The following is a 25,824-nucleotide window of genomic DNA, read 5'->3' on the forward strand; positions in this document are numbered from 1 at the left end:
ATCAAGAATGAAGAAAAAGGGAACGATTGGAATTGTAGCGACTTTGGGGCTAGGACTCTGTGCCTATGCGCTCAGTCAGCAACCACAAGTCAAGGAAGAGAAAAAGAATCAGATTCAGTATTTGCAAGCGGACAAGAAATCGTCATCGTCTGCCTCCAGTAAAAAGGAAGACAGCATCGAAGCGGTCAATGCCAAGGAAAAGACCCAGGCAGAGCAGATTGTCATCAAGATTACAGATGAAGGCTTTGTCACTTCTCATGGGGATCATTTTCATTACTACAGCGGCAAGGTCCCATTTGATGCCATCTTTAGTGAAGAGTTGATTTTGCGGGATCCAACTTATCAGCTGCAAGAAGCAGATATCGTGAGCAAGGTCAAGGATGGCTATATCATCAAACGCGCTGGGAAATACTATCTCTACTTAAAGGATGCCCAACATACAGTTAATGTGCGCTCGATCGAAGAGATCGCCCAACAACAAAAGGGAGGCACCAAAGAAGAAGGAGAGACGGGATCGGTGCAAGCTAGCTCCTCGCACAAGGCAGGCAAGACCCGTGACTTCCGTCAACCGAGTCAAGCGCTGAAAGAAGGTAAGACTCTTGAGATGTTGACGGCTAAGAACCATACAGGTGGTGGCTACCGTACGGACGATGGTTATGTCTTTAGCCCTGGAGATGTTATTTCAGATACAGGGGACGGCTTTATTGTGCCCCATGGAGGCCATTTCCATTATATTCCAAAGAGTGCCTTATCTGCTGGAGAGTTAGCAGCAGCCCTCTCCGTCTTAGGTGGTCAAGCCGGCCATCAGGCTGGGAACTCACGCCTAGCTGGAGCAAGCACAGAGCAAGGTACTCCAGATCAAGTCTCTCCAAGCCTTGGGAAGCAAGCGAGCAACCAGCCGTCATCCAGTCCAACCAATACACAGACAACCCCAACGACGTCTAAACCAGCTACCTCTAAACCGAGTCCAACCCTGACCAACTTGATCGAAGAATTGCAGAAAACACCTCTGTCTTCTCGTCATGTGGAGTCTGATGGTTCTGTCTTTGATCCAAGTAAGATTACCAAGTGGACCGATCAAGGAATTGTCTACCCTCACGGGGATCATTTCCACTTTATCCCTTACAGTTCCCTCTCTCCTTTAGAGCGTGAGTTGGCTCGGCAATTCCAACTGCTTCGGGCCCAGGGTGCCACGACACCTGCAGAAATAAGTCCAAGTCGCCCTTCAAGTCCAAGTACAAAACCAGTTGACCATAATCACGAGCATGAACATGGGGACAGTCAGGACCACGATCACGGAGAGGAGCACGATCATGGTTTCCACGCAGACAAGGTCATCAGTAAGGACGAGGACGGCTATATGGTCGCTCATGGCAACCACGCTCATTATTTCTACAAGAAAGATCTTTCTCCTCAAGAGATTGCAGCAGCGGAAGCCACTCTAGCGGGCAAGAAGGAAGAGGATAAGGGCCAGCCACTGACAGATGATGTTGCTAGCTATTCTCGCGATGCCTCAGATGAGGAAAAGATCCAGTACATCAGCAAGACTTACGGCGTCCCACGAGAGGCTATTAAGATTTCCAATGGTTTCTTTGTCTTTAACAACCCCGATCAAGAATACGATCCGACCCACATCCACCCTTATGCTGTTCGTAAGGAACATGTTCGGATTCCGCTTGAGACGGGCAATCCTGAACTAGACTTTATCAATGAACTCTATGCAACAGCGCTTCGTTCAGGAATTTCTCCTTATAGCCTTCAGATTGAAAATGGCCAGTTTGTCATCCCGCATGGTGATCACAACCACTATATCAAGGTGCAATCAGCGGGACTAGCAGACTACTTAGCCCACCGTCTTCCAACCATCCAATCGCCATACAAAAAAGGAGACTTGGATAAAAAAGCAGTAGAAGACAAAGTCAACCAACTCTTAGCAGAAAGTCGAATTCTTTACGCTTCTGATCCATTGCAGCAACGACGGATTGAGCTCATTTTGGGCCACTTCTTGGAAAACGTCAAGAGTTTCCCAAGCAACTCGACGGAAGGCTACCTATCCAGTCTCAACCAGGTTGACCAGCAATACATCCATGCGACTCAAGCTGTCAAACCAAAAGAAGAGACGGCCTTGGACCGTCGCTACCAGGAATTGCTGGAACAAGTGCGCTTGCTAGACACAGAAGCCTTCCAACTGAAGAAGGAAGGATTGGTCTCACAACTGCAGGAAGCCTATGCTGCCAAGGACAGCAAGCGTTTAGAGCAGGAAGGGAAGCTATTAGAGGCTGTTCAGGAGATGCAAGATCGGACGGGTGTGACATCGGTCGACTATCTCAAGTATTTCTATCAAAGCTTGAGCGATGTGCGCTTGACACCAGAACTGCGTACCAAGGCGGCAGATCTAGCCTTGAAACTCTATCGGGCCCAAGCCTTTGAAGAAGCCTGGGATGCTAAGGCTCACTTTATGGAACTCTACCAAACCAAACAGGCAATTGACCAGCTATTCTCTCAAGAAAAAGGCCAAACCTATCCTATTGAAAAAACAGTTTTGGATCAAAAAGGAAGTCAAGCCCCATCTTATAACTTAGCGGTTTACGATTTCCTCAAGGGCTTGTATGGAGAGTTGGACAAGGCGACAGAAGCCCGTCAACGAAGCAGCATCCTGACAGCCCTCTCAGAGCAAATCCAGTCGCTCTTGCCACAAGTCGAAGACCAAGGAAAACGAACTGCATTTGAAGCAGGTTTGGCTCAGCTTGGAAATGAGACAGACCCAGACCAGGTGATTGCAAGTGGGAAAGCTCTGTTACGTGAAATCAGTGACACCATTGAAAAGCAAAAACAAAAGCAAACGGAAGTGCCTCAGATTGGGGATGTCGCACTGTATCAACAGCTCTATAACCAATTGATGGCCTTGCACCAACAATTGCAGGACAAGGGGGCCAGTGATGCTCTGTATGATCGTTTGGAAGCTCTCTTTGATCAATTGGCGAATCCAAAGAGTGACAAGGCAGCCTTACTACAGGCTATCCAAGCCTTTCAGGCAGAGTTGGCAGCAGCGTCATCTGCAAGCGAAGTGACCAAACCAACGACCACAACTGAAACGCCTCTAGCTAAGACCCCAGATGAAACAGAAGCTCCAGCTTCAGAAGGAAATACCACCGCCACAACGGAGACAGAAACAGAGCCTGCAAGCCCAGCTTCTACAGAAGCCAGCCAGCCAGATGCTCCATCTTCTCAGAACCAATAGAAAACAGAAAATCATCTGAAAGATATTTCAGATGATTTTTGCGTTTTAGTGAATAGAAGAGGTGGTCCTTTTTCAGTAGTTGACCCTCACTCTTTATGCTCAAGAAGCAGTGGTAAGGTGGTCTCGACGGCTTTTTTTCTCTTGAAAAATGCAGCCATTTGAACCAGGATACGGGGAACGGTCTGCCATTTTTTCCAAGCTTGGACACGGGTGTCGAGGAGTTGCTTGGCTAGACGTTCTAGCATTTCTCTTTCTGTAGGATCTAGGTCTTGAGCATTTTGAAAGATCTCTTTGATCTTGGAGAAATTTTTCAAGTTCCTCAAATCGTTGATTGAAGTAATGCCTGCATCTAAGAAGAGGCCGAAGAAGGTATCAAAGAACTTCTTGCGCTCGTCTGCCGATGTCTCGCGAACCCATTGTTTTAAAGTGAGATCCGTCTGCTGGCTATCCGGACTAGTCTCAGTAACCGTCACAAAACTGAGGTCCTTCGTTTCCCAAGTAAAAGCATCGTGCTGGACAAAGCCACCAAAAGCTCGACTTTTAACAATTGTAGCAGGCTCAGGAACTTCTAGCATCATGCCGACGATGGATCCTTGTGGGACAAAACGGTGAATTTTAGGTGATGTACGCTGGTAGCCTTGGGTTTCAATAACAGCCTTGTTGAGGCCAGGAGCATCGTAGCTGTAGATAGCATCGACTCGTTCAAACAAAGGATCCGGCAGGTAGGTGCAGGCATAGGTCGCAAGATTGCCCCCTTTGGAGTGTCCGGCTACCATAAATCGCCCTTTTGGAAATTCCTTCATGACGTTTTGCAGGTAGCTAGCTGCGCGCTTCTGGGCTGGAACATGGTCCATATAGGTCATGTGGAAGTCTTCCTTCCAGCCGATCAAGGTATCATCCGTCCCTCTATAGACAACTAAATACACATCCATGGTAAGACGATAGGTCATGGCCGCAAATTGCTTCTGAACATCAGGATCGTACTCGTCGACATAGTTGAGGAGTTTGATGTTCTTAAAACGCTTAGAACTAGCTAGCTCATCGACTAAGTGAAGGTGTTGATTCGTCACGATGAAATTGGTAGTTCGATCGACCAGACCGGCCGCATCAGACAGGCGGACTTGGATCCCTGTTGTATCTCCTTGAGGCACAATGTGTCCAAAGGGTAGATAGGTCAGCTCCGTTAGTGCTAAAACATCTAGTTCCCTGAAGGGACGGTCATATATGGAATCGTGAGTCACTTCTTTTAGGTAATCAAAAATAGTCGACATCTGTGCCTCCTGTGTCTTATTTCTATCAGTATAGCACAAAAATGGGAGTAGAAAAAGCAGTTCCTGTTAAGAAGGTTACGCTCGATCTTTTTCTCTGCTTCTTAATCTGTTATAATAGGAAGAAGAAAAAAAGAAGGAAAGAAAGCCATGCATAAAATTCTCTTAGTGGAAGATGATGAAATTATTCGCCAACAGGTCAAACAATTATTGGAACAATGGGGCTATGAAGTGGTCGCAGTAGAGGATTTTATGGATGTCCTTGGGATCTTCGTCGCAAGTGACCCCCACTTGATTCTCATGGATATTGGCCTTCCACTCTACAATGGTTACCACTGGTGCCAGGAGATTCGCAAGGTGTCAAAGGTTCCGATCATGTTTCTTTCTTCACGGGATCAAGCCATGGATATTGTCATGGCCATCAATATGGGTGGAGACGACTTTGTTACCAAGCCCTTTGATCAAAATGTGCTCCTTGCCAAGGTCCAAGGACTCTTACGCCGCTCCTACGAATTTGGGACAGATCAAAATCTGCTGGAGCACCGTGGGGCTATTCTCAATCTCAAGTCTACAGACTTGGTGTATCAAGGAGAAGTCATTAAGCTGACTAAGAATGAATTTCAGATTTTGCGGGTCCTGTTTGAGCATGCGGGCAGTATCGTAGCACGGGATGATATGATGAAAGAGCTCTGGAATAGCGACTTCTTTATTGATGATAATACCTTGTCTGTCAATGTAGCTCGCCTGCGAAAGAAACTAGAAGAGGTTGGCTTGTCAAACTTCATCGAAACCAAGAAAGGCATCGGTTACGGGTTGATCCATGAATAAATTTGGAAACATCTTTTGGCAGTATGTGGTATCCCGCAGGCGCTTGCTCTTTCTAGTAGTCATCTTTTTGATCGTCGATCTGATCTTTGCATATCTCTTTCCAGAGGCTGGGACGGTTTTCCTTTATGCGACCCTAGTGCTAGGTTTTTTTGCCCTCTGTGTCTTGGTCTGGGACTTTGCCATGACCTTTCAGGAGTACCGCAAAGCCATGCTGTATGAGGAAATAGAGGTTGCCTCCCCTCTGGAACAACTTCTTTATGAAAAATACATGGAAGAAAAGCAGGCGCGCCTGGAGGAAGGCAAAACAGCCCAGGCCAAGTTCAATGACCTGATGGATTACTACACCCTCTGGGTTCACCAGATTAAGACGCCCATTGCAGCTAGCCAGCTCTTGGTCCAAGATGTCGAGACCCCTATGGTCAAGCAGCAGATGGAGCAGGAGCTCTTTAAGATTGACTCCTATGCTAATCTGGTTTTGCAGTACCTGCGATTGGAGAGTTTTCATGACGATCTGGTCCTAAAGCGCGTGTCGCTAGAGGACTTGGTCAAAGAAGTGGTCCGCAAATATGCCCTCTTTTTTATCCAAAAGAACTTGACAGTGGACCTGCATGATTTGGATGTCGCCGTCATTACCGATCGCAAGTGGCTCTTGGTCATCATCGAGCAACTCTTGTCCAATAGCCTCAAGTACACTAGCACAGGTGGCATTGAGATCTATTTCAAAGACCAGACCCTTTATATAAAAGACAGCGGGATTGGGATCAAAAATAGCGATGTTCTCCGTGTTTTTGAGCGGGGCTTCTCGGGCTACAATGGCCACATGACCCAGCAATCCTCAGGTCTGGGGCTCTATCTGTCTAAGAAAATAGCAGAACAATTGGGCCACAAGATTAGCCTCCACTCAGAGGTCGGCCAAGGCACAACCGTCGCTATTCACTTTGAAGAAAAGAAGTTGGTGATGGATTAGTTTTTTCCATCTTACAAAAATGTAAGAAATAAACGGTAAAATGAAAGGTTAGGTTATGGTAGCCGCCTTTTATTTTTTATACAATAGTCTCATCAAATGAAGGAGGTCAAGAAAATGAAACTCTTGAAATGGATGAAACAACCCAAAAAGATTAAGAAACCAAATGAGCAAACCGATCTGGAAAAGACGGAATTTGGTCTCCAAGTCCTGCAACAAACCCAAGAATTTTTCTTGATCTACTAGTAAAAGGAGAAAAGTATGTCATTGCTAGATGTTCAACATATCAAAAAAATCTACAAAACCCGCTTTCAAGGAACGCAGGTTGAAGCCTTAAAGGATATTCACTTCACTGTGGAAAAGGGTGAATACGTCGCCATCATGGGGGAATCAGGGTCCGGGAAATCGACCCTCCTCAATATCCTAGCCATGCTGGACCAGCCGACCGAAGGGCGGGTCTACCTCAACGGTACCGATACTTCAACTATCAAGAACAAGGATGCCTCGAGCTTCCGTCGGGAAAAACTTGGCTTTGTCTTTCAAGACTTCAACCTGCTCGATACCTTGTCCGTCAAGGACAATATCCTTCTCCCTCTCGTCCTCTCACGCAGACCCGTCAAGGAAATGATGAGTAAGGTCGAGAGCGTCAGTCGGGAATTGGGCATTCACCAACTCCTTGAGAAATACCCTTACGAAATTTCTGGTGGGCAAAAACAACGGGTGGCTGTAGCACGGGCCATCATCACCTCACCTGAAATTCTCCTTGCTGATGAGCCAACAGGGGCGCTGGATTCCAAGTCCTCGGCTGCTCTTCTAGATGTCTTTGAAGATATCAATAGCATGGGACAAACCATCCTCATGGTGACCCACTCAACCGCAGCGGCAGCTCGGGCCAAGCGCGTGCTCTTTATCAAGGACGGAATTCTCTACAACCAGATCTTCCGCGGGGAAAAAACAGAGCGTCAGATGTTCCAAGAAATCTCGGATACCTTGACGGTCATGGCAAGTGAGGTGGAGTAGATGTTACGATTAACCACTAAATTAGCTTGCTCCAATCTGATCAAGAACCGCAAGCTCTATTATCCTTTTGCGATTGCGGTCATTCTCGCAGTGACCATCGCCTACCTCTTTGACTCCCTGACCTTTAATCCCCACATTCACGAGCTTCGAGGAGGATCTTCTATAGTGTTCACTCTCAGCTTGGGATTCTTCGTGGTCAATGCTGCGGGTGCTATTATTGTGCTCTATGCCAATAGCTTTGTCATGAAAAACCGCTCCAAAGAGCTGGGAATCTACAGCATGCTTGGCCTTGAGAAACAGCATCTCATCAGCATGGTCTTCAAGGAACTCTTGATCTTTGGATTTGTAACTGTCTCAGCCGGTGTCTTGATCGGAGCCCTCTTTGATAAGCTGATCTTTGCCTTCCTCTTGAAACTCATGAAAATGAAGGTCCAGCTGGTATCTACCTTCCAACCTGGGATTGTCGTCCTGGTCTTTGTCACCTTTGGTCTCATCTTTGGCCTTTTGGTTCTTCTCAATGCTTGGCGCATTCTCCGTTTGAATGCCCTGCAACTAACTCGTGAGAAAGCAAGTGGCGAAAAGAAAGCCCGCTTTTTGTGGCCCCAAACCATCCTGGGCCTAGCCTCTCTCGGTCTTGGCTACTACCTAGCTGTGTCTGTCAAAGACCCCATCATTGCGCTTGTGACCTTCTTTCTAGCCGTTATCCTGGTTATGATCGGGACCTACTTACTCTTTAATGCGGGGATCACCGTCTTCTTGCACCTGCTTAAGAAAAAGAAGAGCTATTATTACCAACCCAACAACATGATCTCGGTCTCTAACCTCATCTATCGCATGAAGAAGAATGCAGTGGGCCTTGCGACTATTGCCATCCTCTCGACCATGGTATTGGTGACGATCTCTGCTGCCACCAACATCTATGTCGGTAGCGAAATGGTCAAGAAAATCATGGCTCCTCATGATTTCTCCGTCCAAGGAAAAGGGGTAGACCTGGAGCAGATTAATCAGAAATTTGATGAATTTGCTTCTGAGCATCATCTTGAGATCAAAAATCGCGACCTGATGACCTATGCCAACTTTGGGGTCAAATCACAAAAGGGCACGGATTTCACCGTCTATCCAGCTGATGAACGCAGCGTCACTCCTAAAACCGTCTTTATGGTCTTTGATGCGGAAAGTTATGAACAGATGACAGGAGAACACGTCGATCTGACCGGCAACCAAGTCATCCTCTTTGCTCATAACAAGGCTCTGATAGGGCAAAAGCAGTTCACTATCAATGGGCAAGACTTCCAAGTCAAGGAAGAAGTGAGCAAGGATTTTATCACCGATCATGTTCCAAATCAGTTTAATATGCTGACGGAGGATTTCAATTACTTGGTCGTGCCAGACCTTTCAGCCTTTGTCGCTCTGTTTCCGGATCTTGCCATCAATACCAATATCTATGGTGGCTTCAATGTCAATGTTGACGAAGACCAGCAACTCAAGCTGGCAGCCAGCTATGACAAGATGATCGATGAATTGAGTAGCCGACAGGCCCAAGGAACATTTATCTATGGAGGCAACCGAGCCAATGATGTGGCAGAGTTGAATAGCCTCTTTGGCGGCATCTTCTTTATCGGTATTTTCTTGTCATTGATCTTTATGGTCGGAACCGTCATCGTTATCTACTACAAGCAAATCTCAGAAGGCTATGAAGACCGTGACCGCTTCGTCATCCTCCAAAAGGTAGGGCTTGATGAAGATGAGGTCAAACGGACCATCAACCGTCAAGTGCGGACTGTCTTCTTCCTCCCCCTCATCTTTGCCTTTGTCCACCTGGCCTTTGCCTACCATATGATCCGCCTCATTCTCAAAGTGCTCGGTGTCATCAATAGTGGCCAAGTCCTCATCGTGACCCTCAGTGTCTGTGCCGTCTTTCTCATCACCTATCTGATCGTCTTTTGGATCACCTCTCGGAGTTATCGTAAGATTGTGCAGATTTAGGAAAAGAAACTCAAATTAAATTAGAAACTTTCCTTAGGTGAGCACGGACGTCAGCGAACTTCGAAGAAGTTCCATGACTAATTATTGAGCCTAAGGTCTCAATAATTCCGAGTGCCTGAAACATAATTATTTCAGGCACTTTTCTCACAGCGGAAAGTTTCAATATACTCTAATAATAATCAGATATTATTTGGATATTTTTGCACAATAATCCAGCATAGGTTATTCAAAGAAAAGAATTGTCAATTTTTTTAGCTTGCTCATAGCGGGCTTTTTTGTACGAAAACCGACTGCGATTGTTTTTGTTTTTCAAAGGGATACACAAAAAAGACTGAACCCGTAGAGTTCAGTCTTTGTTCACTTTCTATTAAAGTGATGTAAGGAAAGTCAATCCCCCTAGGATGACACCTGCTGAATTTGGAATGATCAAAATCCAGTCTTTTTTAGGTTCCTTTGTCCAACCATAAATGACCCAGATCAAGCAAGAAATAGCAGCTGACAAGGGTTGGAAAGGTTGGGCCTTATTTCCCTGTAAATTAGCAATAATTTGTGGGATGTAGGCAATGAAAACGATAATCCCAATAAAGGCACCGATCGAGCCAACGATTTGGTTGATTTTTTGTTTATTCATAAAATTTTACCTCTGTGTATCAAAATAGCATAAGTAGGAAGAAAATGCAATTAATTTGCATGCTATGCAAGATGAAAACGATTACATTCGCACAAAATTAGACAATGTGTCAAAAAAATAGCAACTAGAGAGAAGACTCTCTCGAAAAGAAATCCATCTTCCTGCAAAATCACAAGATTGTGACACTTTACAGTTCGGTAACATTTGAAAAAAAGACTTGAATTTGTAAAGGACAAAAGGTAGAATAGTGCATACTTTAAAAAAAGAAAAGGAAATGGTAGTTTCAAAATGAATGAAAAACAAATGAAAATTCTTGGTTGGGTTGCGACCTTTATGTCTGTTATGATGTATGTGTCTTACTTCCCACAAATCATGGATAACCTCGCAGGTCACAAAGGGAACTTTGTTCAACCCCTTGTCGCAGCCATCAACTGTAGCCTTTGGGTTTACTACGGACTCTTCAAAAAAGAACGCGATATTCCACTTGCTGCAGCCAATGCACCAGGGATCATCTTTGGTTTGATCACAGCCATCACAGCCTTGTAATCAATGAAAGAGAGAGTAGGACAGAAATCGGTAATTCGTTAGAATTCGATTTCGTCGTCCCACCTCTGCACAGTTGAGTAGGGCTATAAAAGCTGATGAAATCAGCGTAGTAGAGCCCGCTCAACCACTGCGTCTTGCTCTACAATTCAAAAACAATTAAGAGGCCAGGACTTTTGTCCCAGCCTTTTTTTGATGGAATGAATCATTTCCATGGTATAATGGGAGGACTATTCATAGAGAAGATCAAAAGGAGACAAAAGTGGAGCAAAAACATCACTGTCAAGTCCTATGGGCGAAAAATAAATACCTGGTGCTCAGTCGTTCGAGTAATATCTACAAGGAAATCCGGGAATACCTCAAGCGAGACCAGGTGGAGGTCAGCCACGTCGAGGACCTGATCCAGCAAGCGCTGGCCTTGCCAGAAAATCGTGGCCAGGTCTCCAATGCCTTTCAGCATATCTGGGGCTATTTCAAAAAGCAGGCGACTCCTGAGGAAAAGGCGGACTTTATGTTGCTACTTGAGAAGTACCAGCATGGCCAAGCCCAGCAAGAAGATCTGATCAAGGGAATCCAAACGCTCCTTGAGCGCTATCCCAATCGCTACTTGCAAGAGTCGACACTATTAGGAGGTCAATAGATGAGACTGTGGCACCAAGACTTGATTCCCAAACTCCCTCGTCCTCAGCTCCTGGGCCAACACCGAGAATGCTGCGCCCTTCGAGGCAATGGCTGGGGCAAGAAGCACGCGACGGTCAACTATGTCTTTGACTACTCGCCCTATCGTCTCTATGCCTATCACCGCCTGATCATGGAGGAGATGACCGCTCGTGGCTACAAGGTCAGCCCAGAGTGGTGGGAGTCGACCTACAGAGGCAAGACCTGCCCAGCCTATCCAGAACTGGAAGAGGAAGCCTTGAGCACTCCCATCTATCCTGAGCATCAGGACACTTACCTACAGGAGTGCCTGGATAACCTAGTAGAAAAAGGGATCTATTTAGATTAATCATTGATTAAGTAAAAATGTAAGCTAAACCATTCGTAATCAAATTATTACGAATGGTTTTTAGTATCTAAAATATGATAAAATAGAAAGGATAATAGATTAATTAAGGAAAGTAAAAATGGCAAGTAAAGAAAATGCAGAGCGCAAGGAGCTTCACCGTAAAATTTGGGCGATTGCAGACGCTGTTCGTGGAGCAGTAGACGGTTGGGATTTCAAGCAGTACATACTTGGAATTCTATTCTATCGCTTTATTTCTGAGCATATGGCTGACTATTTTGATCATGCTGAGCACGAGGCTGGAGATTTAGAATTTCGTTATGCTGATTTGAGTGACCAAGAAGCTGAGCGAGATTTCAAACCAGGGACAGTTGAGGATAAGGGATTTTTTATCCTTCCTAGTCAATTGTTTGAGAATGTCGTCAAAAATGCTTCACAAAATGAAAATTTAAACGAAGATTTAGCCAATATTTTCCAAGATATTGAGAAATCAGCGATTGGATTCAAGTCTGAGGATGATATCAAAGGATTATTTGATAATTTGGACACACGAAGTAACGTCCTTGGTGGTACTGTCCCAGAAAAAAATAAACGTCTTTCTGATATTCTTAATGGTATCAATAGCATTAACTTTGGCAACTTCGAGGAAAATGACATTGATGCCTTTGGGGATGCCTATGAGTTCTTGATTTCAAACTATGCGAGTAATGCTGGTAAAAGTGGAGGTGAATTCTTCACACCTCAGACAGTTTCTAAATTACTGGCTCGTTTGGTTATGGTTGGTAAGGTGAAAATTAACAAGGTCTACGATCCAACATGTGGGTCGGGTTCACTCTTGCTTCAGATGAAAAAGCAATACGAAGACCATATCTTAGAGTATGGTTTCTTTGGTCAAGAAATCAATATGACCAATTATAACTTGGCTCGAATGAATATGTTCTTGCACAATATCAACTACAATAACTTCGATATCAAGCGAGGAGACACCCTTTTAAATCCTCAGCATTTGGATGAAAAACCATTTGATGCGATTGTTTCTAACCCTCCTTACTCTGTCAAATGGGTAGGAGATGGAGACCCAACTCTCATAAACGATGACCGTTTTGCGCCAGCAGGGAAACTAGCTCCTAAGTCAAAAGCTGACTTTGCCTTTATCATGCATAGTCTCAATCATTTGTCTAACAAAGGTCGAGCAGCTATTGTCTGTTTCCCAGGTATTTTCTATCGTGGTGGTGCTGAGAAGACCATTCGTCAGTATCTAGTAGATAACAACTTTGTTGAAGCAGTGATTGCTCTACCTGATAATCTCTTCTTTGGGACTCCTATTGCGACTACGATTTTAGTTTTGGCGAAGAATAAACTAGAAAATAAAACACTCTTTATTGATGCGAGCAAGGAATTCAAAAAAGAGACCAATAACAATATCTTGACGGATGATAATATCGACCATATCGTTGAATTATTTACTAATTATCAAAGTGTGGACTACAAATCAGCTCTTGTTGATAATGAAGTGATTGGTTCAGAGCAGGATTATAACCTTTCCGTATCTACCTATGTTGAACAAGAAGATACACGCGAGAAGATTGATATTGATGTTCTCAATAAAGAAATAGAAGAGACTGTTGCTAAGATTGACCACTTGCGTGCAGAGATAGACAAGATTGTAGAGGAATTGAGCCATGGCAAATGATGTGATTCTCTATAGAACTGATGACGGGGAGTCTGCTATTGAACTTCACTTGGATAATGGAACGGTTTGGCTGACTCAACAAGAACTAGCTGAGCTCTTTCGAACTTCCAAGCAAAATATTAGTAAACATATTAAAGCAATATTTGAAGATGGTGAATTATTGGAAGAGTCAACTGTCAACTATAAGTTGACAATTCAAAATGAGGGGAGTAGAAGTGTTCAGAGAAATGTTGCCTACTATAATCTCGATATGATTTTAGCAATTGGCTACCGCGTGCGCTCCCCTCGTGGAATCCAGTTCAGGAACTATGCTTCTACAGTCTTGAAAGAGTATCTGATCAAAGGCTTTGCGATGGATGATGAACGCTTGAAAAACTTGGGTGGAGGCTCTTACTTTAAAGAACTTCTAGAAAGAATCCGAGACATTCGCTCGAGTGAAAAAGTCTTTTACCGTCAGGTTTTGGATCTTTTCGCGACATCTAGTGATTACAATGCAAATTCACCAGAAGCAAAGAAATTCTTTGCGACGGTTCAAAACAAGATGCATTATGCTATTCACCACTATACTGCGAGCGAACTCATCTACAATCGTGTTGATAGTGAAAAGGAGTTTATGGGCTTGACTACCTTTAAGGGAGACCTCCCTACTCTTTCTGAAGCAAAGGTTGCCAAGAACTATCTGACAGAGAAGGAACTTCGAGGGCTTAATCAGCTGGTATCAGGATATCTAGACTTTGCTGAAAGACAGGCAGAGCGAGAAGAAGTCATGACTATGGCGGATTGGGTGGCTCACGTAGATCGTATCCTTCAGGCTACTGGAGAAGACTTACTGGATAACAGTGGCTCTATTTCTCGTGAACAGATGAATCAGAAGGTAGATAAGGAATATAAGAGCTACCAAGCCAAGACCCTCAGCCAAGTTGAAAAAGATTACCTCAAGGAAATCAAAAGTATTGAAAATCTAGCCAAGGAAGGAGGTGAATCATGAACATTCTAGAAGAAATCCAAAACTGCCACGTTGAGTGGAAAGAGTTGGGGGATAAAAATGTAGCGTACTTGTCTCGTGGTAAGGTGATGTCGAAGCAGTTTTTAGAAGAGAATAAAGGAAATTTTCCAGTATATTCTTCCCAAACTGCAAATAATGGGGAAATCGGAAGAATTTCAAGTTTTGAATACGATGGAGAGTATATAACTTGGACTACTGATGGAGCAAACGCAGGAACAGTTTTTTATCGTCGAGGAAAATTTAGTATCACCAACGTATGTGGATTAGTAGAAATTAATAATGACCAACTCCTTACAAAGTTTGTCTATTATTATTTAACAACTTCAGCTAAGAATCATGTCTCGTCTGGAATGGGAAATCCAAAACTGATGTCTAATGTTATGGGGAAAATAAAAATTCCCATCCCTCCATTAAAAATTCAAGAAAAAATCGTGCAAAAACTTGACAAAATGACAGAGTATGTTACAGAATTGACCTCAGAATTGACCTCAGAATTGACCTCACGTAAAAAGCAATATTCATATTATCGAGATAAGCTTTTGTCCTTTGAGGATGAGGTTTATCGGGTTGAGTGGAAAGTTTTTAAAGATGTTGCTACATTGAAAAATGGAAAAGATTGGAAAAATCTTCCAAGTGGTGATATACCAGTATATGGAAGTGGTGGGGAAATGGGACAGTTTGTTTCAGACTATGCTTATGATAAACCAACTGTTTTAATTCCTAGAAAAGGCTCAATTTCTAATTTGTTTTATTTAGAGAAAGCTTTTTGGAATGTTGATACAATTTACTATACAGAAATTGATGAAGAACAGATTATTCCAAAATATTTTTATTATTATTTAACAACTGTCAAATTAGAAGAAATGGCAACTAATCCAACAAGACCTAGTTTAACCCAAGCAATTCTTGATAAAATTAGAATCCCAGTCCCTTCCCTTAAAATCCAATCTCGTATTGTTCAAGTTCTGGACAACTTTGATATGGTTTGTAACGACTTAAACATTGGTCTTCCTAAGGAGATTGAACTGCGTCAAAAACAGTACGAATATTTCCGAGAAAAACTCTTGACATTCGTCGCCGAAGGCGAGTACACTGACAGTACAGTACAGTACAGACAAGACATCATTAGGCTCTTAAATTGGGTATTTGGACCGATTAAGGTTGAGTTAGGAGCTTTGGGAGATATTATTCGAGGCAATGGCCTACAAAAGAAAGATTTCCAGGATGTTGGTGTTCCGTGCATTCATTACGGACAGATATATACATATTATGGAATTGAGACTGAGCGAACGAAATCATTTATAAATTCAGAATTAGCAAAAAAACTTCAAAAAGCTAAAACTGGTGATTTGATTGTTGCGACGACATCCGAAAATGTTGAGGATGTTGGTAAATCTTTGGTTTGGTTAGGGAAAGAGGAAGTTTGTATAGGTGGGCATTCATGTATAATTAGAACTGAGCAAAATACTAAATTTTTAGCCTATTTTTTTAGAACTGGATTTTTCCAAATTCAAAAGGAAAAAAGAGTACTTGGTACAAAAGTAATTGAACTATATCCTAAAAATCTTGCAAAAATTAAGATTATCTTACCGTCCCTTTCCGAACAAGAAAGAATTGTCTCCATTCTTGATCATTTCAACACTTTAACCAACTCTCTTTCTGAGGGCCTTCCAAAAGAAATCGAACTAAGACAGAAACAGTATGAATACTGGAGAGATGAACTACTTCATTTTCATGTATAAGGAAACAGTAAATTATGGCAGATGATAAAGTATTTAATACGTTAGAAGAGATTGCAGATGAACTCATTTCAAGTAATAAGAAGTTGCATTTAATTTATGCTTTTAATGCTACGGGGAAAACACGTCTTTCTATGATTTTAAAGGATAAATTAAATGTATCGGAGAATGACGAAGAGTCGGAAATTAAGAAAATACTTTATTTTAATGCCTTTACAGAAGATCTTTTTACTTGGGAAAATGATTTAGAAAATGATGAAAATCGTTATCTTAAATATGACAAACGTACCTATTTTGGTAACTTTTTGGAGAATCAGCAACAATTTAATCAGGTTATTTTAACTTTTCAGAAATTTGTCGGTGATTTAATAGTTCCTATTTTTGAGGATATTGAAGAACAGGCTGTTGATGATTTTGGTATTCCAATTGTTGATATTATTGGTGAACAGCGTATACCAAGATTAGAGAGTAACTTCAAAAGTATTCGTTTTACAGTAGATGATGAAACGATCAAAATTTCTAGGGGTGAGGAGAGGATTTTTGTTTGGTCTATATTCACTACTCTCTTAGAACTTATTATTGAAGAATTGAGCGACTCAGAAATTGACTCTGATTTTCAGGACTTTAAGTATATTTATATTGACGATCCAATTTCTTCGTTAGATGATAACAATACTATTGATTCTGCTATTTTTTTAAAGGAAATTATTGCTAAATCTAAACGCACTGATTTAAAGTTTATTATTTCTTCTCACCAACCACTTTTTTATAATGTTTTGTACAATGAAATACGGTTTGACAGAGAAATACCAAATAAAAAAAAGTCCTTTTATGTTATGAAAAAAGAGGTTGATAAGGAGGATAAAGTCAGATATATTTTAACTGACGTTGAGAAAGATTCTCCCTTCGGATATCACCTAAAGGTAAGAGAAGAGTTACGTAAAGCTGTAGACAGTGGACGAGTAGAAAAATTTCATTATGCTTTGTTTAGAAATTTGTCAGAGAAAACAGCTACATTTTTAGGTTATAGTAGATGGGAAGAAGTTTTATTAGGGTTAGAAGTGGCTGGTGATGAGATTACTCCAGAAAATATAGAGTTATATTCTCAAAGGATTGATTTATTCACACATAATCGTCAATCAGATTTGGAGTTTAGAGAATTGCAAGAACGAGAAAAAAATACTTTAATAGAATTATTCAATAGTTTTGAGAAGAAATATAAATTTAACCAAAAAGAGGAAAATGGAAATGGTTGATTATTCAAAAGTACATGAAGCAATTGCGGAAACAAATGAAGGGATTCTCTTGGCTGAGTATCAACCAGAGTATCGCACGGATAGAGAATATCAGTCAGAGGCTGATTTAGAAAATCAGTTGATTTCTGACTTGTCGAATCATCTCAACTATGAGCGCTTAACTATTCATACACCTGAAGAGCTCTTAGCAAATGCCAAGGTGCAAATAGAAAAACTTAATAAGGTGACTTTTTCGGATGCTGAGTGGGATCGCTTTGTGCTAGAGTATTTAGACTGTCCCAATGAAGGATTAGTTGAAAAAACTCGAAAAATTCAAGAGAATTATATCTATGACTTTGTCTTCGATGATGGACGGATTAAGAATATCTTTATCATTGACAAGAAGAATATTCATAACAATAGCATGCAGGTCATCAATCAGGTAACCCAAGTGGGTAGTCATATCAACCGTTATGATGTTACTATTTTAGTGAATGGTCTGCCGTTAGTTCAGATTGAATTAAAGAGACGAGGGGTTAGTCTTAAAAAAGCTTTTGAACAAATCCATAGATATAGCAAGGAAAGCTTCAATAGCGAAAATTCTTTGTATAAGTATATTCAGATTTTTGTTATTTCCAATGGGACTTATACACGCTACTTTGCCAACACGACAGCTCAAAATAAAAATCATTATGAGTTCACCTGTGAATGGGCAGACAGAAAAAATAAAATCATTCATGACCTCGAGGACTTTACTGTTACCTTTTTGAGCAAACGAGTTCTCTTGGAAGTCTTGACCAAGTATTGTGTGTTTGATGCTGATAATACATTACTCATCATGCGCCCATATCAGATAGCAGCAACAGAGAGTATTTTACGAAAGATTCATTCCACGAATGAAATGAAGAATTTTGGTACGATCAATGCCTGTGGTTATATCTGGCATACGACGGGTTCTGGGAAAACATTGACTAGTTTTAAAACTGCTCGATTGGCCACAGAGTTGGACTATATTGATAAAGTCATTTTTGTGGTGGATAGAAAAGACCTAGACTATCAAACCATGAAGGAATATCAAAAATTCCAACCAAATTCAGTCAATGGTAGTAACAATACAAAAGAACTCCAACGTAGTATTGAAGAAAATGATGATCGAATTGTTGTCACAACTATTCAAAAGTTAAATAAATTTATAACAGCAAATCCAAATCATGAGATCTATAGTAAGAAATGTGTCTTGATTTTTGACGAGTGCCATCGCTCTCAGTTTGGGAAAGCACAAAAACGGCTTAAAAAAGCTTTTAGACAGTATGCCTTATTTGGGTTTACAGGGACTCCGATTTTCCCAGAAAATAGCTTAACGGGAGAAACAACACAAGAGGTTTTTGGAGAGCAACTTCATAACTACGTTATCACAGATGCTATTCGGGACAAAAAAGTCCTGAAGTTCAAGGTTGACTATAACTATATCAAACCTGAAATCAATAAGTATAGAGAAGCGGAAAAAGCGGTAGGCCGAGAGCTTGATGAGAAGAAGCTCAAAAAGATGGAGAAGGAACTCCTTTTGCATCCAGAACGGATAGCAACTATCACAGAGTACCTTTTGAGAGTTTATAATGATAAGACGCATCGGAGTATATATTACACTCATAAACAAAAGAAGATGCAAGGTTTTAATGCTATGTTAGCAGTACAAAGTATTGAAGCTGCGAAATTATACTATGAAGAACTTCAACGACAACAAGCAGAATTACCAGAGTCTAAGCGTTTGAAGGTCGCAACGATCTTTAGCTTTGCGCCTAACGAAGAGCAGTCAGCTTATGGTGATATTCAAGATGAAGAGCTAGATCCTCAAGATGCAGCTATGCCTCTTTCATCTAAAGAGTTTCTTTCTAAAGCAATTTACGACTATAATCAAATGTTCAAGACCAACTTTTCGACTGATGGGAAAGAGTTTCAAAATTACTATCGTGACCTTTCTAAACGTGTTAAATCTAAGGAAGTGGATTTACTAATTGTCGTTGGTATGTTCTTGACAGGATTTGATGCTCCAACCATGAATACTCTCTTTGTAGATAAAAATCTTCGTTATCATGGATTGATTCAGGCATTCTCGAGAACCAATCGAATTTTTAACGAGGTTAAACCTTTTGGTAATATCGTTTGTTTCCGTGATTTAGAAAAGGCTACGCAAGAAGCTATCAAAACCTTTGGGGATACCAATAAACTTGATATTATCTTAGAAAAAAGTTTTAGCGAATACATGGATGGTTTCGTGGATCAGGTAACGAGTATTAAGGTCAAAGGTTATACAGAAGTCTGTCAGGAAATTCTGGAAAGATTCCCTAATCCACAAGAAATTGAAACAGAACATGATAAAAAAGAATTTGTTAAGTTATTTGGTGAGTTTCTGAAGCTTGATAATGTCCTTCGAAATTATGATGAGTTTCAAGAAATCGATAAACCTATCTCGGAAGGTTATCTCCAAGATTTAAGGAGTTCTTATGTAGAAATTCGAGATGAATTCTTAAACCTTAAAAATTACGAAAGAACAAAAGACTTAGGTGTTGACCTTTCAGATATTGAATTTGAGATTGAACTCTTAAAAACAGATGAGATTAATCTAGACTATATCCTTGCTTTGATTGTCGAAAAATCGAAGAACTCTGAGTCTAAGGAAGCAATGAAAGCTGAAGTTAGCCGTGTCATCCGCTCAAGTATTGATATTCGTGCTAAGGAAGAGTTGGTAATTGGTTTTATTAATGATACTGATTTAGCGAGTTTGAAAGACCATGATGAGATTATCAATGCATTCTACGCTTATGGTAAAGAACGTAAAGCAGTTGCTATTCGTGAATTGGCAGAGTCTGAAAAGCTTGTGAAAGATTATCAGTTATTTATTGATAGATCTATTCAACGTGGTTATGCTGAGAATAGTGGAGCTGACTTGGATTCGATTATTCCACCGACTTCTCGTAGACAAGGAGCTCGTGAACGTAAGAAACAAGAAGTTTTACAAAAGATACAAACATTAGTAGAAGTATACTCAGATATTTGATCGTTAATCTATGAAAAATAACCTAATAGAAAGATCGATTCAACATTAACAAAGTTTGGGTTTGATAATTAAGAATCTTATTGATAAGTGGATAGGAAAAACAGAAGAGGTTTAACTATTCCCTAAATTTTTTTCGAATTATAAAAGTAGAGGGACCTCCCCTCTATTTTTTATCGGAAAGGAGCAGGGATGCAGAAAAGACACGCGCATGTATCGCCGACCTTGGATATCATGGCCAAGAAGATTTTTAGTTTGCCGGAGGTGACGGCAGCATTTATTAGGGACATTTTGGAGCTGGATGTAGCGGACGCTCAGATTGTGGAAGGAAGCCAGCCCCACAGCATGGCCTATGAGGAGGATGATTTGTTCTCCACTGCGGTGGATGTGAGAGCCAAGCTCCACGACGGGACCGAGGTGATCATCGAGATCCAGATTCGCAAGCAGCAGTATTTCTTGAATCGGTTCCACTACTATTTGGCCAATCAGCTGGTGGAGAATGTGCAAAAACTGCGCCAGCAAGGCCAGACTCATAAGATGTACGAGCAGATGGAGCCCGTCTATGGGATTGCGATTTTGGAGAAGTCGCTCTTACTAGACGAAGAGGCCGCCATCAACAAATACTGGCTGACTAATAGCCGGTCCGGGAAGCAACTCAAGGCCTATTATAAAAATGGCAAGCACCAAAATCTTCTGCAGGTTGCCTTTTTAGAGCTAGACAAGTATAATAAAGATGAGAACCTGACAGATGCAGGCAGACAATGGTTGGAGTTTTTTGGGAATCTTCCCTTTACAAAAGCTCCCAGTCAGGCTGTGGCTCATGCAGATTCATTACTAGATTCATCTAGCTGGACCAAGGAGGAGAAGACCATGATAGACGAGCGTATTCGGATTCAAGAAAATTATGATATGACCCTGGAGACAGCGATTGATGAAGCGCGAGAAGAAGGTTTAGTACAAGGGCTGGAACAAGGCTTAGAAAAAGGCTTGGAACAAGGTCGTAAACAGTTGGTATGCGAGATGGTCTCACGAGGGATGACGGCTGAGCTTATCTCGGAGATGACGGGTTTGTCCATTGAAGAGATCAAATCTATGTTAGCGTAAAATCTAGCTGGACCAAGGAGGAGAGGACCATGATAGACGAGCGGATTCGTATTCAAGAAAATTATGATATGACCCTGGAGACGGCGATTGATGAAGCGCGTGAAGAAGGTCTGGAACAAGGTCGTAAACAGTTGGTATGCGAGATGGTCTCACGAGGAATGTCGCCTGATCTTATATCGGAGATGACGGGCTTAACCATTGAAGAAATTGAGACTCTTCTTTCCTGAGTCGTTAACGGAGGCATCGCCTCTTTTCTTTTTTGAAAAAACTTGAAAATTTTCCCATTTTTTCAATCCGCCTTTCTAGAATTGTGGTAGAATAGAGTCAACAAAGAGCTATCCTCACCAACAGTGTGATCGATACTAGAAAAGAGGATTCTGATGACAAGAAAAATTGGTATTATTGGTTTGGGGCATGTGGGTGCGACCTTGGCCCACAGCATGATTTTGAAACACACCTGTGATCACTTGGTCTTGATTGATACCAATGAGAAAAAGGTCAAGGCAGATGCCTTGGATTTCTGTGATACAGTTGCCAATACGGGGTATCCGGTTCATATCACGGTCAATGACTACGCGGCTTTAAAAGATGCGGATGTTGTGGTATCGACTCTTGGAAATATCGAGTTGCAGGCTAATAACACAGATGACCGTTTTGCGGAGCTTCCTTTTACTAGCAAGCAAGTAGTGCAAGTAGCGCGTGATTTGAAGGCTTCTGGCTTTAGTGGGGTCTTATTGGTAGTGACCAATCCGGTCGATGCAGTCACTCAACTCTATCAACAATATACCGACCTTCCAAAAGAGCAGGTGATTGGGACAGGAACCTTGCTGGATACAGCTCGGATGAAGCGCGCAGTCGCTGATCGTTTGCAGGTTTCTCCTGCTAGTGTATCAGGCTATAACCTTGGTGAGCATGGAAATTCCCAATTTGTTGCTTGGAGCCAGGTCCGTGTCAAAGGACACGCCATTACCGATCTCTTCTCTCAAGAAGAGCTGGACGCCATTAACTACGAGTCCTTGCGTGGTGGTCACACGGTTTTCTTTGGTAAATTCTATACCAACTTTGGGATTGCAGCAGCAGCCCAACGCTTAGTAGAAGCTGTGATCAATGATAGCCACGAGGAAATGCCGGTCTCTAACTATCGTCCAGAATATGGAACCTATCTTGGCTATCCAGCGATTGTAGGTCGAAAAGGAATTATTGAACGATTGGACTTGCATTTGACAGAAGAAGAAAAAGAAAAATTACTCCATTCAGCCGAAACCATCAAGGAAAACACAAAAAAAGGACTGGAGCATGCATAAAAGAGAGGAGGCTGGGACAAAAGTCCTAGCCTCTCAATTGTCTTAGCCCTTGCTTAGTGAATGTAATAAAGCTTAGTAAATTCCAAGTTGTAATTCTTGACATTACATCTAAGGTATGTATAATATTACTTGTAATAAATAATCTTACAACAGAAAGAGGAAACAGCTATGAAAAACATTTTATTTATCGTCGGATCCCTTCGTCAAGGATCTTTCAACCATCAAATGGCCCAGAAAGCAGAAAGCCTTCTTGAAGGAAAAGCAACGGTGACTTACTTGGACTACAAGGACATCCCAATGATGAACCAAGATTTGGAAACGCCAACCTTGCCAGCTGTGCAAGCAGCACGTGATGCGGTCCTTGCTGCGGATGCCATCTGGATCTTCTCACCAGTCTACAACTTTGCCATTCCAGGTGTAGTGAAAAACCTGATCGACTGGCTTAGCCGTGCCCTTGACCTGTCAGAAACTCGTGGTCCATCTGCCCTCCAAGACAAGATCGTAACCGTCTCTTCAGTCGCTAATGCAGGACACGAGCCAATGTTTGCGGCTTACCAAGCCCTCTTACCATTCGTTCGTACTCAAGTAGTGGGAGACTTCACAGGAACAACTGTTAACCCAGAAGCCTGGGCAACAGGTGAATTAGTCTTGACAGATGAAGCAATCGCAGGATTAGAAAAACAAGCACAAGCCTTATTAGAAGCATAAGAAAAGCATAAAAAAAGTTGAGACAGAAGTCTCAGCTTTTTTTAAATACTAAACAATTGTCCGAAGAAGTAAGTCACACCCATGGTGAGAAGGCCAATGATCAGGTTGCGAAGCATGGCTGGCTTGGTTGGTGCTTTTCCTAGTTTCGCACTGGTATAGCCAGTGAAGATCAAGGATAGTCCAACAACGAAGACTGTCACTGGAATGCGATAGTTAACTGGAAAGAGAATGATAGAGAGCATTGGAGGAAGGGAACCAATAGAAAAAGCAAGGAAGCTAGATGCAGCTGCATGCCAAGGATTGGTAAATTCTTCGTATTCAATGCCGTATTTCTCTTCGACCAAGGCTTTGAGGGGGTGTTTCAGAAAGGCCCGCTCTGTTAGAATTTTTGCTGAAGTTTCACATTCTCCATTTTCAAGATAAGCATGGTAGAGAGAGTCTCTTGCTAACTTTGGATCGCGATCCAACAAGGCTTGTTCGCGGTTCACAGCGGCTTCTTCCGTGTCTTTTTGTGTGGAAACAGAGACATACTCACCGCCTGCCATCGAAAAGGCACCTGCCAGAATCGCCGATAAGCCAGATAGGAAAATGATCCAGATGTTTGGTGTGGCACTGGCCACCCCGATCACCACCCCAGCAATAGAAATGATTCCATCATTGGCCCCGAGAACAGCAGCTCTCAAGATATTCAATCGGTCGTTAAATGATTCATCTACTCCATGTTTTATTTCAGTCATACAATATCTCCTTTGTCTTATTTAGAATGATTATAAATAAAATACAAAAAGAAAGCAAGGATTTTAACTCAAATGATAAAAGTTCGACAATTTAATGAAATTTAAGTTATAATCTTTGACATTGCAAGCAAAAAAGAAAGAATAGGGCATACGCCTATTCTAGCAAGGTTTATTTAGCGGAAGTGGTCTTACCATTGAAGATCCTGATGGCATTGTCACACGGGTCAGAAAAGGATAACAAAAAAACAGCAAATTGCTGTTTTCTGATGAGAAAAATTAATTCGTATCTTGTTCTTTCCCAACAACCCAAAATAAGAGAAGGAGTTGGAAGATGCCCAAGGCAAATAAGACCATAAAACCGTTGCGACTTCCTTTAGCAGTGGCTTGAGTAAAGTCCATCTTTTGATTAGCTTGGCTCATGGCAACGATCAGCGAAGCCAGGGTTGTTCCGACAGCGCCTGCAAATTGTTGCAGGGTGTTAAAGATCGCGTTCGCATCGGGTTGCTCTTCCAGAGAGAGTTGTTTTTGTCCGTTGGTCATGATATTGCCAAAGGCCAGTCCCATACCAGTCATAAAGATCATGTAAAAGATAAGAATCAAGCCATTTGTCAGCTTCAGGGCAAAAAGGGTGAAGTGGAAATGGGCCAGAAGGATTAAAGCAGCTCCAAGGAGAATCGGTTTACGGGCGCCCAACTTATCTAGAATGAGACCGGAGAAAGGAGCAAAACCTGCTCCAATGATGGCTCCTGGAAGCAGCATCAAGGCCGCAAGCGTGGTGCTCGAGTGGTTGACCAATTGGACATAATTGGGCAAGAGGAAACTCATGGCCAGAGAACCTAATTGGAAGGTGAAAAAGGCAAGAACATGGCCAGTGAGGAGATGGTTCTTTAAGATGGCAAGGTTGATAATGGGAGTCTCCAAGCGATTAGACCGCCAGACTAAGAGAACCAGTCCCAAGAATCCGATCACCAGCCAACCAAGGACAGAAAAACTAAAGAAAGCATGGTCAGAGAGTCCGTGAATGCCTAGAATCAAGCCTAAAAATAAAGCAATAATGGCGAGAAGACTCATGATATCAAGCCTTTCTCGCTTGACTGTACTGATTTGTTTAATGGAGCGAAGTCCTGCAACCAGAGAAGCTAGAAGGATCGGGAATTGAACCAAAAAGATGGACCGCCAACCGAAGTTAGCCGTCAAGAGACCACCGACAGTAGGCCCAATAGCGGGAGCGATGGCTGTTATCAGGGTACCCACTCCCATCATGAGACCGATCTTGCGTTTTGGGACCTGCTCTAAAATGATATTAAACATCAGAGGAAGGGCAAAACCAACCCCCATTCCTTGGACCAATCGACCCAAAACCACAAAGCCAAAACTTGGAGCTAGGAAGTCAATGAGAACACCTAAAACAGATAGGAGATTTCCAACTAAAAAGATGGACTTCATTTTAAAAGAGCGTTTGAGATAAGCAGACAAGGGGACCACACAGGCAACCACTAGAAGATAGATGGTGGTGACCCACTGGACGGTTGCGGTATTGATCTCAAATTCCTTCATCAATATTGGGAAGGTGATATTCATGGCAGTTTCTCCAGCCACCCCGCAAAAGGAAAGGATCCCTGTTGCAAAAATAGCATACAGGACCTTGGCTGAAATTTTTTCTTGTGACATCGGTGTCTGATTCCTCCTAAATCTTCCTAAAGATATGGAATTTGGTATAAAATCGGATGAAAATTCATGGTTACGATCTGATTTTCCG

Annotated in this window: 21 protein-coding genes and 1 pseudogene; 18 read left to right on the top strand and 4 right to left on the bottom strand. The window is 42.1% G+C overall.

Features of this window, described 5'->3' with window-relative positions:
• Positions 1-7 precede the first annotated feature (7 nt).
• On the top strand, positions 8-3,241 hold the full coding sequence (locus QM870_RS01960) for a pneumococcal-type histidine triad protein (protein ID WP_414368363.1): 3,234 nt from the start codon (positions 8-10) through the stop codon (positions 3,239-3,241).
• 86 nt (positions 3,242-3,327) lie between these two features.
• Here QM870_RS01960 and QM870_RS01965 read toward each other — a convergent pair whose 3' ends face one another.
• Positions 3,328-4,512: a DUF2974 domain-containing protein gene (locus QM870_RS01965; RefSeq protein ID WP_414368366.1), complete on the bottom strand. Its 1,185-nt coding sequence runs from the start codon at positions 4,510-4,512 to the stop codon at positions 3,328-3,330.
• 147 nt (positions 4,513-4,659) lie between these two features.
• Between QM870_RS01965 and QM870_RS01970 the strand changes: the two genes are divergently transcribed.
• The 5 genes from QM870_RS01970 to QM870_RS01990 all read left to right on the top strand — a co-directional run bounded on the left by QM870_RS01970 (position 4,660) and on the right by QM870_RS01990 (position 9,307).
• A complete protein-coding gene (locus tag QM870_RS01970; protein WP_414368368.1) occupies positions 4,660-5,337 on the top strand; it encodes a response regulator transcription factor in 678 nt (225 codons plus the stop codon).
• The gene (locus QM870_RS01975; protein ID WP_414368371.1) at positions 5,330-6,304 is read left to right on the top strand and encodes a sensor histidine kinase; all 975 of its coding nucleotides are present in this window, start codon (positions 5,330-5,332) and stop codon (positions 6,302-6,304) included. The genes QM870_RS01970 and QM870_RS01975 overlap by 8 nt, the downstream gene beginning before the upstream one ends.
• A 114-nt stretch (positions 6,305-6,418) precedes the next feature.
• On the top strand, positions 6,419-6,547 hold the full coding sequence (locus QM870_RS01980) for a hypothetical protein (protein WP_004219855.1): 129 nt from the start codon (positions 6,419-6,421) through the stop codon (positions 6,545-6,547).
• Positions 6,548-6,562: 15 nt separating this feature from the next.
• Positions 6,563-7,321, top strand: coding sequence for an ABC transporter ATP-binding protein (locus QM870_RS01985; protein WP_049483403.1), 759 nt, complete (start codon positions 6,563-6,565; stop codon positions 7,319-7,321).
• Positions 7,322-9,307: an FtsX-like permease family protein gene (locus QM870_RS01990; RefSeq protein ID WP_414368375.1), complete on the top strand. Its 1,986-nt coding sequence runs from the start codon at positions 7,322-7,324 to the stop codon at positions 9,305-9,307.
• A gap of 367 nt (positions 9,308-9,674) precedes the next feature.
• Here the strand turns inward: QM870_RS01990 and QM870_RS01995 are convergent, their stop codons facing one another.
• Entirely contained in the window at positions 9,675-9,938 is a 264-nt protein-coding gene (locus tag QM870_RS01995) for a SemiSWEET family transporter (protein WP_003012241.1), read from the bottom strand.
• A 288-nt stretch (positions 9,939-10,226) separates the two neighbouring features.
• Here QM870_RS01995 and QM870_RS02000 point away from each other — a divergent pair, with 288 nt between their 5' ends.
• From QM870_RS02000 to QM870_RS02055, 12 genes and pseudogenes are all read left to right on the top strand, one after another.
• Positions 10,227-10,484: a SemiSWEET family transporter gene (locus QM870_RS02000; protein WP_003006102.1), complete on the top strand. Its 258-nt coding sequence runs from the start codon at positions 10,227-10,229 to the stop codon at positions 10,482-10,484.
• 259 nt (positions 10,485-10,743) lie between these two features.
• Positions 10,744-11,121, top strand: a complete 378-nt coding sequence (locus tag QM870_RS02005; RefSeq protein WP_414368379.1) for a YbgA family protein — start codon at positions 10,744-10,746, stop codon at positions 11,119-11,121.
• On the top strand, positions 11,122-11,487 hold the full coding sequence (locus QM870_RS02010; RefSeq protein WP_414368382.1) for a TIGR02328 family protein: 366 nt from the start codon (positions 11,122-11,124) through the stop codon (positions 11,485-11,487). It abuts the gene before it with no gap.
• A 118-nt stretch (positions 11,488-11,605) separates the two neighbouring features.
• Positions 11,606-13,177, top strand: a complete 1,572-nt coding sequence (locus QM870_RS02015; RefSeq protein ID WP_195623286.1) for a type I restriction-modification system subunit M — start codon at positions 11,606-11,608, stop codon at positions 13,175-13,177.
• Positions 13,167-14,165, top strand: a complete 999-nt coding sequence (locus QM870_RS02020) for a virulence RhuM family protein (RefSeq protein ID WP_195623285.1) — start codon at positions 13,167-13,169, stop codon at positions 14,163-14,165. Before QM870_RS02015 ends, QM870_RS02020 begins: the two co-directional genes overlap by 11 nt.
• The gene (locus tag QM870_RS02025) at positions 14,162-15,925 is read left to right on the top strand and encodes a restriction endonuclease subunit S (RefSeq protein ID WP_414368384.1); all 1,764 of its coding nucleotides are present in this window, start codon (positions 14,162-14,164) and stop codon (positions 15,923-15,925) included. Before QM870_RS02020 ends, QM870_RS02025 begins: the two co-directional genes overlap by 4 nt.
• 14 nt (positions 15,926-15,939) lie before the next feature.
• On the top strand, positions 15,940-17,178 hold the full coding sequence (locus tag QM870_RS02030) for an anticodon nuclease (RefSeq protein ID WP_195623283.1): 1,239 nt from the start codon (positions 15,940-15,942) through the stop codon (positions 17,176-17,178).
• Positions 17,171-20,215, top strand: coding sequence for a type I restriction endonuclease subunit R (locus tag QM870_RS02035; protein WP_195623282.1), 3,045 nt, complete (start codon positions 17,171-17,173; stop codon positions 20,213-20,215). The genes QM870_RS02030 and QM870_RS02035 overlap by 8 nt, the downstream gene beginning before the upstream one ends.
• 189 nt (positions 20,216-20,404) lie before the next feature.
• Complete coding sequence (locus QM870_RS02040; protein ID WP_195623281.1) at positions 20,405-21,316, top strand: Rpn family recombination-promoting nuclease/putative transposase; 912 nt, start codon at positions 20,405-20,407, stop codon at positions 21,314-21,316.
• Between the two features lie 2 nt (positions 21,317-21,318).
• Positions 21,319-21,543, top strand: a pseudogene (locus tag QM870_RS02045) (hypothetical protein); the annotation flags it as partial.
• Positions 21,544-21,696: 153 nt separating this feature from the next.
• On the top strand, positions 21,697-22,620 hold the full coding sequence (locus QM870_RS02050) for an L-lactate dehydrogenase (RefSeq protein ID WP_223325315.1): 924 nt from the start codon (positions 21,697-21,699) through the stop codon (positions 22,618-22,620).
• 168 nt (positions 22,621-22,788) lie between these two features.
• The gene (locus QM870_RS02055; RefSeq protein WP_049514846.1) at positions 22,789-23,328 is read left to right on the top strand and encodes an NADPH-dependent FMN reductase; all 540 of its coding nucleotides are present in this window, start codon (positions 22,789-22,791) and stop codon (positions 23,326-23,328) included.
• Positions 23,329-23,369: 41 nt separating this feature from the next.
• Here QM870_RS02055 and QM870_RS02060 read toward each other — a convergent pair whose 3' ends face one another.
• Positions 23,370-24,065, bottom strand: coding sequence for a VIT1/CCC1 transporter family protein (locus QM870_RS02060; RefSeq protein WP_195623278.1), 696 nt, complete (start codon positions 24,063-24,065; stop codon positions 23,370-23,372).
• A 276-nt stretch (positions 24,066-24,341) separates the two neighbouring features.
• The gene (locus QM870_RS02065) at positions 24,342-25,736 is read right to left on the bottom strand and encodes an MFS transporter (protein WP_118396945.1); all 1,395 of its coding nucleotides are present in this window, start codon (positions 25,734-25,736) and stop codon (positions 24,342-24,344) included.
• Positions 25,737-25,824: the final 88 nt, after the last annotated feature.

Source organism: Streptococcus parasanguinis, from assembly GCF_047463195.1.
GTDB classification, from domain to species: Bacteria; Bacillota; Bacilli; order Lactobacillales; family Streptococcaceae; genus Streptococcus; species Streptococcus parasanguinis_R.